A 10,742-nucleotide genomic window follows, 5' to 3' on the forward strand; every position below is an offset into this window, starting at 1 on the left:
ACTATGAGCAAACAGAAAATTCAAAAGGTATATCCTTTAACACCAATGCAAGAAGGCATGCTGTATCATGCCATGCTAGACCCTAATTCCTCCTCTTATTTCACACAGCTTGAGCTTGGAATAAGCGGAGAGTTTGATCTCGATCTTTTTGAAAAGAGTCTCAATGAGCTTATACGGACATATGACATTCTCCGTACAGCCTTTGTCTATCAGCAATTGCAAAAGCCTCGTCAGGTTGTACTAGCTGAACGTCATCTAGATGTGTATAGAGAGGATCTATCTCATCTGAATCATCAGGAGCAGCAAAAGGTATTAGATCAATATAAAAAGCAATTGAGAAAGCAAGGATTTCACTTAACGAATGATCTGTTGTTGAAAGTCGCTGTTTTTCAATTAAATGAAACAAACTGGCATCTCATTTGGAGCAACCATCACATCATCATGGATGGTTGGTCCATGGGTGTTTTGATGAAAAAACTGTTTCATTACTATGAATCTTACCGAAACGGACGAACGCCTGACCGCTCACAAGGTAAGCCTTATGCAGACTATATCCAGTGGCTTGGAAAACAAAACAAACAAGAAGCGGAAGGCTATTGGAAGGAGCGTCTAGACGGTGCTGTTCAGCATCAAGGGCTGCTTCATCAGAAAGAGACGAACGGGCAATACGACCATCAGGAATCGACGTTCACATGGGATGCTGACATGGTACAAGCCATTCAAGATGCAGCAAGACAATGCCAAGTGACAGCACCGAACCTGTTTCAAGCTGTCTGGTCCGTTCTTTTAGGCACATATCATGCGGCAGATGATGTCACATTCGGAACGGTCGTATCGGGAAGGCCTCCAAGTGTGTCTGGGATTGAGCGCATGGCAGGGCTGTTTATCAATACGATACCAGTCCGGGTGACATTGGATCAGGAGCAGACTTTCAAACAACTGTTTCAAAAGGTTCAGCAGCATGCCCTGGAAGCGGAAAGCTATGATTTTATGCCGCTTTATGAGATTCAGCAAAAGACAGCCGGTGGAGGACAGCTCTTCGATCACTTGGTTGGGTTTGAGAACTATCCTTTAGATCAAGAGCTGTCTGGTGACACCATGTCTGCACGTCTTGGTTTCTCGATTGATGTAAAGGATGGATTTGAACAAACGAATTTCGATTTGAATGTCCTTGTCTATCCAGGTAAAACGTGGACATTGAAAATGAAATACAATGCAATAGCTTTTGAAGAACAGGTGATTGGAAATATCTCTAAACACCTGACCCATCTCATGAAGCAAATCATCCAAAACCCTGACGTACGCCTTCATGAAGTGACATGTATGACGGAAGAAGAAAAGCAGCAGATTGAAGCGTGGAACAAGACAGAGCGAGATTATCCGAAGCACCTGTCCATTCCTGAGCTTCTCAAGGAACGCATCAAGGCGCAGCCTGACCATCTGGCATTAGTCGAAGGAGATCGAGCATTCACATATGAAGAGCTTGGACAAGAAATCCATCAATTAGCTGGCAGTCTGGTTGAAAACGGTGTACAGCCCGAGGATGCTGTCGCGGTGTATATGAACCGATCAGCAGATGCGGTCATCGCCATTTTAGCAGTTCTTCATGCAGGGGCTGCTTATGTACCGATTGATCCATCCCAGCCTGAGGAGAGAATCCAATTTATGCTTGAAGACAGCGGCGTATCGATTTTGCTTTATGCTGACAGTCAGCCGCCAGTTTACGAAAACATCAAGGCTATTCATGTGACAGAAATGTCTAATTGCTCAAACGTGGACTTCTCAGTCCGGACGTTTCCTTCTCAATTGGCGTATATCATGTATACGTCGGGCTCAACTGGACGGCCAAAAGGTGTTCAAATTGAGCATCAGCATATTGTGAGATTAGCATGTTCTCAGGAAAAATTGGGTTTGAACGCTTCGGATCGTATGGCGCATACAGGGGCAATCAGCTTTGATGCCATTACCTTTGAAATCTTCACCACGCTGCTGGGTGGTGCGACGCTTTATCCTGTTGACCGTAATACTTTATTGGATATCAATCGATTCGAACAATTTATTCAAACACATCAGATCTCGGCGCTCTTTTTAACGACTGGATTATTTAATCAGCTGGCTCAGCAGCGGCCGCAGATGTTCAAAGGATTAACCACATTAATCACAGGCGGCGATGTGATCAATGTGAAGAGTGCAGAGCTTGTGAAAAAGAATCATCCAGCACTTGTATTACTGAATGCATATGGCCCGACAGAAAATACAACGATCTCGACCATTTATGAAGTGAGAGGGAATGAAACGGGCACGATCCCAATTGGTCAGCCGATTCATCATTCGTCAGCCTACATTTTAGATGACTATCAAAGACTTCAGCCAATTGGAGCGCCAGGAGAGCTGTATGTCGGCGGTGATGGTGTCTCAAGAGGATATCTCCATCGTCCAGATTTGACCAATCAAGTATTCATGGCAGACCCTTTTAAGCCGGCAGGACGTTTGTATCGAACGGGGGATTTGGCTAGGTATGGCGCGGATGGCCAGATTGAATTCCTCGGCCGGAAAGATGATCAAGTGAAAATTCGCGGCTTCCGTATTGAGCTCGGTGAAATTGAAACGATGCTTCAGCAAGAGACTGGCATAGATGATGCGGTTGTACTCGTCCATGAGTCTTCTTCAGATGAAAAGGAAATCACCGCTTACTTCACGGGGACTATGACAGAAGAAGAGGTGAGAGCTTTATTCAATCAAGAGCTACCAGCTTATATGGTGCCGCACCATGTGATGAAGCTCGATGCCTTTGCGCTTACAGCGAACGGAAAGGTAGACCGAAAAGCCTTACCAAAGCCAGACGAAGCGCATCGTGAAGAGATCAAGATCATTCCGCCTAAAACCGAAACGGAAAAGGCACTCGCTCAAATTTGGGAGGAGCTCCTTGGGAAAACGATTGGAGTAAACGAGCATTTCTTCATGGCTGGGGGACATTCTCTAAAAGCGATGATGATGTCAGCGAAGATTCAAGAGGTGTTTCAAAAGGAAGTCCCGATTCAAGTGATTTTTGAGAAGCCAACGATTTGTTCACTTGCGGCATATATCGATCAGGACGGTCAAGAAGAACAGGGCCATCCGATCTTGCCAGCAACGCAGGCGGAAGAATATCCGGTGTCGCCAGCTCAGCGCCGCTTATACATTTTGCAGACACTCGAACCTGACAGCACGAACTATCATATTCCGATCGTATTAACACTTGAAGGTGTACTCGATCATCAGCGGCTCAGCTCAGCGTTTGATCAGTTGATCCAAACGCATGAAATTTTGAGAACGAGTTTTCATATGAACGGAGAAGACATTGTACAAAGGGTGCATGAACGTGCTGCATTTGACCTTCCCGTCCATGACATAAAGGAAGAAGATGCAGAGGCGTTTCTTACTGAACGTCAATCACCATTTGATTTGACAGCCGCACCCCTTTTACGAGCGCAGCTGTTGAAAGTCAATGAAAACCGTCATCTTCTAGTATTGGAAGCACATCATCTCATTACAGATGGCAGCTCCATGAAGACGTTCATTCAAGATTTGGCGAAGGCCTATGATGGAGAAGCACTTGCAGAAAGAGCCATTCATTATAAAGATTACGCTGTCTGGCAGTTAAGTGAAGAAGAGACGGAGAAACAGCGGGAGCATGAAGCGTATTGGCTAAAGCAATTCGAAGGAGAATTACCGGTTTTAGATTTACCAACAGACTATCCGCGTCCAGCCGAACGTGATTTTGCCGGAGAACGAGTGATGTTTGGCTGTGATCAAGTGACGACTCAGCGCATTCATGAATTGCTTCAGAAAACAGATACGACCTTGTATATGTTCTTGTTATCTGCATTTCAAGTGCTGCTCGCTTCTTATAGTGGGCAGGAAGATATCATCGTTGGTTCCCCTGTTGCAGGGCGGACACACCCTGATATACAGGACATGCCGGGGATGTTCATCAATACCATTGCGATGCGCGGGAAACCAGAACAAACCAAATCATTTTTACAGCTGCTTGAAGAAATAAAAGAAACGAGTGTCGAGGCTTTTGCACATCAAAGCTATCCACTCGAAGAGCTAATTGCACGTCTTCCGCTAGATCGTGATACAACTCGGAGCCCGCTCTTTAGCGTTTCGTTTAATATGCAGAACATGGAGGTTCCAGCTCTAAGGCTCGGCGATCTTCACATATCGCCTTATGCCATTCAGCATCGCTCGGTCAAATTTGATTTGTCTCTAGAGGCATTTGAACGTGAGGGAGAATTAAAACTGAGCCTTGACTATGCAACGGCATTATTTAAAGAGGAGACCGTCCGCCGGTTAGGAACTCATCTTCTGGCGATTATTCGTGAGGCGATCCACCATCCGGATGAACAGATCGGCTTGCTCAATATACTGGACCAGCATGAGCAAATGGAGCGGTTGGAGAAAAAAGATGAAGGGCAAACGAATCGTCATGAGCCATTTCATGTCCAATTTTCACGTCAGGCAAAGGAAACGCCAGATGCCATTGCGGTCATGGATGATCAAAGGAAGCTCACCTATCGCGAGCTTGATGACATGTCAAATGCACTTAGCAGTGAACTGAAGATTAGAGGCGTAGAGAAAGAAAGTACTGTGGCGCTCATCCTTGATCGCTCTGTTTATGTCATCGTCTCAATGCTCGGTGTGATGAAAGCAGGAGGTGCATTTGTACCAATTGATCCGGCTTTTCCTGCCGAACGTATCCGCTATACATTAGAAGATTCAGGTGCACAAGTCATCGTCACAAATGAGACGCATACCCATTCATATAAGGATCAGCAGTCTCTTCAAGTGGTACATGTCGAAAAAGCAGTGCACCAAAACCATTCGTTAGATCTGCCGGATGTATCGGTTGATCAGCTCGCTTATGTGATTTATACATCTGGTACAACAGGGAAGCCGAAGGGTGTACAGCTTACGCATCGTAATCTATCACACTACGTCACCTGGCTGACAAATGAGGTAACACTGCAAGAATATGATCGAACTGCACTGCTTTCTTCTTATGCATACGATCTCGGTTACACAAGCATTTTCCCTGTCTTAAAAGCAGGGGGTACACTCTATGTTCCTCGTGAAGATGTGTATACAGACCCTGTGCGTCTCATGCGTTTCATTGATGAGCAAGAATTGACTTATATCAAAATGACACCATCCCTATTTCATATGATGGCAGATTCTAAGAATCATGAATTTGACGCTTTACGCCTTGTTGTACTTGGAGGAGAATCCATTGTCCCTGAGGATGTTGAGACATTTATGAAGCAGCATCCATGCGTTGCAGTGATGAACCATTATGGTCCAACAGAGACAACCATCGGAACAGTGACCAAGCTGATCACACCGCATGAGCTGGACACTTTAAAGGAACGCTCTATAATCGGGCAGCCAATTGCTCATACAAGAGCGCTCGTATGCAATCGAGAGCAGCGCCTTGTCCCTTATGGCGCACCGGGAGAGCTTTATATATCTGGGGAAGGCGTGTCGAAAGGGTATTTGAATCAGCCTGAATTAACAGCAGAGCGTTTTCTTGAAAATCCATTTTCCCCTCAAGAGCGGATGTATCGGACAGGGGATTTGGTCAGACAGCATGCAAATGGAGACATTGAGTTTCTTGGAAGAGTAGATGATCAAGTGAAAATCCGCGGCTACCGAATTGAGAAACAAGAAATTGAGCATGCCGCGCGTGCACTTTCAACCCTTCAAGAAGTGTATGTCAAAGTGCTTCACCTGTCCCGTTTACCTGAGCTTGCGCTATATTACACAGCGCCTGAACACATTGGAACGCTGGCGTTTAGAGAAAAGCTTGCGGAGGCACTGCCGGATTATATGATTCCAACCTATTTTGTCAAAGTGGATCACATTCCGCTCACACAAAACGGAAAGGTGGATGCGAAGTCTCTGCCGCTTCCACATGAGGTGCATATGAACCGTACGGCGCACGTAGCACCAGAAACGGTACTTGAGCAAACGCTTTGTGCCATTTGGTCAGATGTTCTTGGGGTTGAACAAATCGGTGTTCATGACCATTTCTTTGAATTAGGAGGTCACTCCCTCAAAGGCATGGTACTCATTTCGAAGATGCAAGCCAAGCTAAACAAGCATGTGCCACTCAAAGTCCTTTTTGAAAAGCCAACCATACGGGCGATGGCCGCATACTTGGAAGAAGCTGATTCTTCGGTCGTCACATCCATTCAGTCAGCGGAAAAGCAAGATTTCTATCCCGTCTCTTCCGCACAAAAGCGTATGTATGTGTTACAGCAGCTGCATCCAGACGCAGTCACCTACCATATGCCAGCCGTTTTAATGATGGAAGGAAGCCTTGATCTGCAGCAGCTGGAAGAAGCGCTTCAAGCTTTAATCGAAAGACATGAATCTTTGCGGACAGCCTTTGTGGAAATTGACGGTGTGCCAGTCCAAAAAGTTTATCGCCAGGTACCGTTTACGTTAGAGGTTGTTGAAATACAGAGCGATCAGGAGCAATCTGTCGTAGAGGAATTCATCACACCATTCTCATTACAACAGGCACCATTAATGAGAGCGAGAGTGGCAAAGCTTTCTGATGAGAAATTTGTGTTCATGATGGATATCCACCATATCATTGCAGATGGTGTCACACGCAGTCTGCTCGTTCAAGAATTGGCAGAGCTGTATGAGAAAAGGGCGTTACCGCCAGTTCAGCTGCACTACAAGGATTATGCGGTATGGCAGCAGGAGGAAAAACAGCAAGTATCGCTTGAAAAACAGCGGCAGTATTGGCTGGAGCAATATGCACAACCTCCAGAAGATTTGGCGCTTCCGCTTGATTTTCCGCGCCCTAGTGTTCAGTCATTTGAAGGAGACCGAGTCGATAGATGGTTATCTGCTGAAAAAACGCAGTCCATCAAAACGCTCATGGCTGAAAAAGGTGTGAGCTTGAACATGGTGATGCAAACCGCGTTTGCCATTTTCCTTCATAAATTAACTGGGCAGACAGATATCGTGATAGGCGCTGTGACAGCAGGACGTACACGTGCTTCACTCGAACGGATTCCAGGCATGTTTGTGAATACACTGGCCCTTCGAAATGAATTGCAGCTGGAAGAAACCGCCGAGCACCTGCTTGAAAAAATGAAAGATCGCAACCTATCAGCCTATGAACATCAAGGATTCCCGTTTGAGGAATTGGTTTCACAGTTAGATCTTCCGAAAGACACGAGCCGCAATCCATTGTTTAGTGTCATGCTGACAACGGATGACCGTGACTTGACGTTACCAGATCTGAAACTGAATGGACTAAAGCTCTCCCAAAAGCAGCAGGACACGGTTCATGCAAAATTCGACTTAACTCTTGGTGTATTTGAAGAACAAGATCAAGTGGGCCTGCGCTTTGAGTATGCAGCGGCACTGTTTAAAAAGAGTACCATGCAGCGCTGGAGTCGATATTTTGAACAAATCATAGACGAAATGCTGGCTAAGCTGAATCAGCCAATTTCAGCGCTATCTATCTTAACGAAAGAAGAAAAGAAGGAACTGCTCGGCGAATGGTCAGGACCGGTCCTCGACGTCCCGTCAGATCAAACCGTTCATGCATTGATTGAGGCACAGGCACATGAAGCACCTCATCAAAAAGCGGCGACCTTCTGCGGAACCAGCTGGACATATGAAGAACTGAATAACCGGGCAAATGTAGTCGCTTCAAGACTCATCTCAAACGGCACAAAACCAGGAGATCGCGTCGGCATTCTCACCCGCCCGTCCCTTGACATGACGGCCGCCGTCCTTGGCATCCTCAAGGCTGGTGCGGCATTCGTGCCGATTGATGCCGATTATCCAGCGCAGCGCATTGCATACATGCTGGAAGACTGCGGGGCAGAAGTGCTTCTTATCCAAAAAGAGCTCAATGCACCAACTTCTTTCACAGGTCACGTTCTGTTGATAGAAGATGCCGCAGAAGGAGAAGCACAAGACGTTCAGGTTGATGTCAAACCAACTGATCTCGCATATATGATTTACACATCCGGGACGACTGGACAGCCGAAGGGTGTCATGGTCGAGCACCAGTCACTCGTGAATCTTGCTTTCTGGCACAATGATGCCTTCCAGGTGACGAATGAAGATCGAACCGCCAAATATGCCGGCTTTGGCTTTGACGCCTCCATTTGGGAGATGTTCCCGACATGGATCGCCGGCGCAGAGCTGCACATTATCGACGAAGGGATTCGCCTCGATATGATCAAGCTCAATACGTATTTCAATGACGAAGGCATCACCATTGCGTTCCTGCCAACTCAGCTATGTGAGCAGTTTATGTCGATGGACAATCACTCTCTGCGCTACTTACTGACAGGCGGAGACAAGCTGAAACAGGTGAAGCCCGTTCGATACAAACTAGTGAATAACTACGGCCCGACTGAAAATACGGTCGTGGCGACAAGCGGTATCATCAATTCAGATCAAGGCACGCTTCCTATCGGAACAGCGATTGCCAATACTCGTTTTTACATTTTGGGTTCGTTATATGACCTCTCGCCGCCAGGCGTACCGGGTGAGCTCGTCATTGCGGGGAAAGGACTGGCAAGAGGGTACTGGAATCTCCCAGAGGAGACGGACGAACGATTTGTACGAGATCCATTTTATCCAGAGGAGCGCATGTACCGCACAGGCGATTTGGTGAAATGGACAGAGGATGGCGAGCTCATCTATCTCGGCAGAAAAGACCATCAGGTCAATGTCCGCGGCTTCCGTATTGAGCTGTCGGAAATTGAAGCTCAGCTGCTTGAACTGGATTCAGTAAAAGAAGCAGTCGTGACAACGGTGAAAGATGCAAGCGATCAAGACGCCCTTGCCGCATATGTCATCACGGAGAATGGAACAGAAGACTTAAAAGAAAGCTTAAAACGCACCTTGCCAGAATATATGGTGCCACCATGGATCATAAGCCTAGACCAATTTCCAATGACGGCAAATGGCAAAGTCGATCTCAAAGCGTTGCCAGCTCCAAATATGGAAGCGGATCAAACGGCATACGAAGCCCCAAGAGACGAAGTCGAAACGCTTCTTTGTGCCATTTGGGCAGACGTGCTCGGCGTGAGCCAAGTCGGCATTCACGATCATTTCTTCTTCCTTGGCGGAGATTCGATTAAAGGCATTCAAATAGCGAGCAGGCTCACGCAAGAGGGCTGGAAGCTCGATATGAAGCTGCTATTCCAATATCCAACGATTGCGGAGCTCCGTCCATATATCGAAGAAGCTGATCAAATGAAAGCCGACCAGTCACCAGTTGAAGGGGAAGTCATTTTGACGCCGATTCAGCGCTGGTTCTTTGAGCGAGCATTCAGCGACCAGCATCATTGGAATCTCTCGATGATGCTTCATGCGCCAAATGGATTTGACCTTTCGATTACAGAACAAGTGATGCAGAAATTACTTTCACATCATGATGCACTGCGTATGGTCTACAGGCAGGAGCATGATGACATTCTGCAATACAATCAGCGGGATCTCACAGAACCGTTTTCGATTATTTCTCGTGATGTCTCAAAAGAGCAGGACGTGATAAAGGCCATTTCCACATATGCCAATGAGTATCAGCGTCAGCTGAACCTCCAAAAAGGTCCGCTCATGAAAGTGATTTGTTTCCATACAGAAAACGGTGATCATCTACTTATGGTGACCCACCATCTTGTCATTGACGGTGTCTCATGCCGAATTTTACTAGAGGACTTTATGTCTCTTTATCAGCAGGCAGAACAAGGACAAACACTGGTTCTGCCGCCAAAAACCCACTCCTTCAAAGAATGGGCAGAGGCGATTGAGCGCTACGCGCAGTCACAGCCATTAAAAAGCCAACATGAGTATTGGACAGAGATTGACAGCATGCCATTTACCACTTTACCTGTTGATCATGAAGTGAAAGTAAGAAAAGTCGCTCAAACCAAAGCGATCCAAATGCATCTGACAGAAACAGAAACTGAGCATCTTTTGACCGATATTCACCTTCCGTACACAACAGAAATAAACGATGTTCTCCTGTGTGCTCTCGGTCTTGCTGTTCAGGAATGGACAGGTCAATCTCATGTACATGTGCAGATTGAAGGTCATGGAAGAGAGGATATTTTATCAGGGTTAGATGTATCCCGCACGGTTGGCTGGTTTACGAGTATGTATCCAGTCGTTCTTGAAGCGAAGCCAGGTCAGACAATAACTGAGGCTATTAAAGGAACGAAAGAGATGCTGAGACGTGTGCCGAATAAAGGAATTGGCTACGGCATTTTAAAATACCTGACAGCTACGGAGGCGGCAGCACAACACATACATCCTGAAATCAGCTTGAACTATCTTGGGCAGATTGATCAGGAAGTGACGACAGAACTCTTTGGACCGTCCGCCTATGATATGGGACGACAAGCAAGCCCTGATTCAGAAGCTGTCTATAAGCTGAATCTCAGTGGTCTTGTTCAACACAATCGATTCATTTTGTCGTGTTCCTATTGTACAGATGAATATGAAGAACAGACGATACAGCAGTTCATGGCATTGCTGAAGGGGAAAATCCAATCCATTATCACCCATTGCTTAGCGCGTCACGAGCGAGAGTTTACGCCAAGTGACTTCTCTGCTGCTGACCTTGAAATGGATGAAATGGATGATATCTTTGACATGCTTGAGGAGAAATTGACCTAACACCACTAGATCAGTCATAAAAAAGGGAAAGGAGGAAT

1 protein-coding gene is annotated in these 10,742 nt (G+C 46.3%); it reads left to right on the forward strand.

Annotated elements, in window-relative coordinates:
- Window positions 1-3 precede the first annotated feature (3 nt).
- Complete coding sequence (locus NPA43_RS01965; protein WP_256499292.1) at window positions 4-10,704, forward strand: non-ribosomal peptide synthetase; 10,701 nt, start codon at window positions 4-6, stop codon at window positions 10,702-10,704.
- The last annotated feature ends 38 nt before the right edge of the window (window positions 10,705-10,742 follow it).

It is taken from the genome of Bacillus pumilus, assembly GCF_024498355.1.
In the GTDB taxonomy this organism is placed as follows: domain Bacteria; phylum Bacillota; class Bacilli; order Bacillales; family Bacillaceae; genus Bacillus; species Bacillus pumilus_P.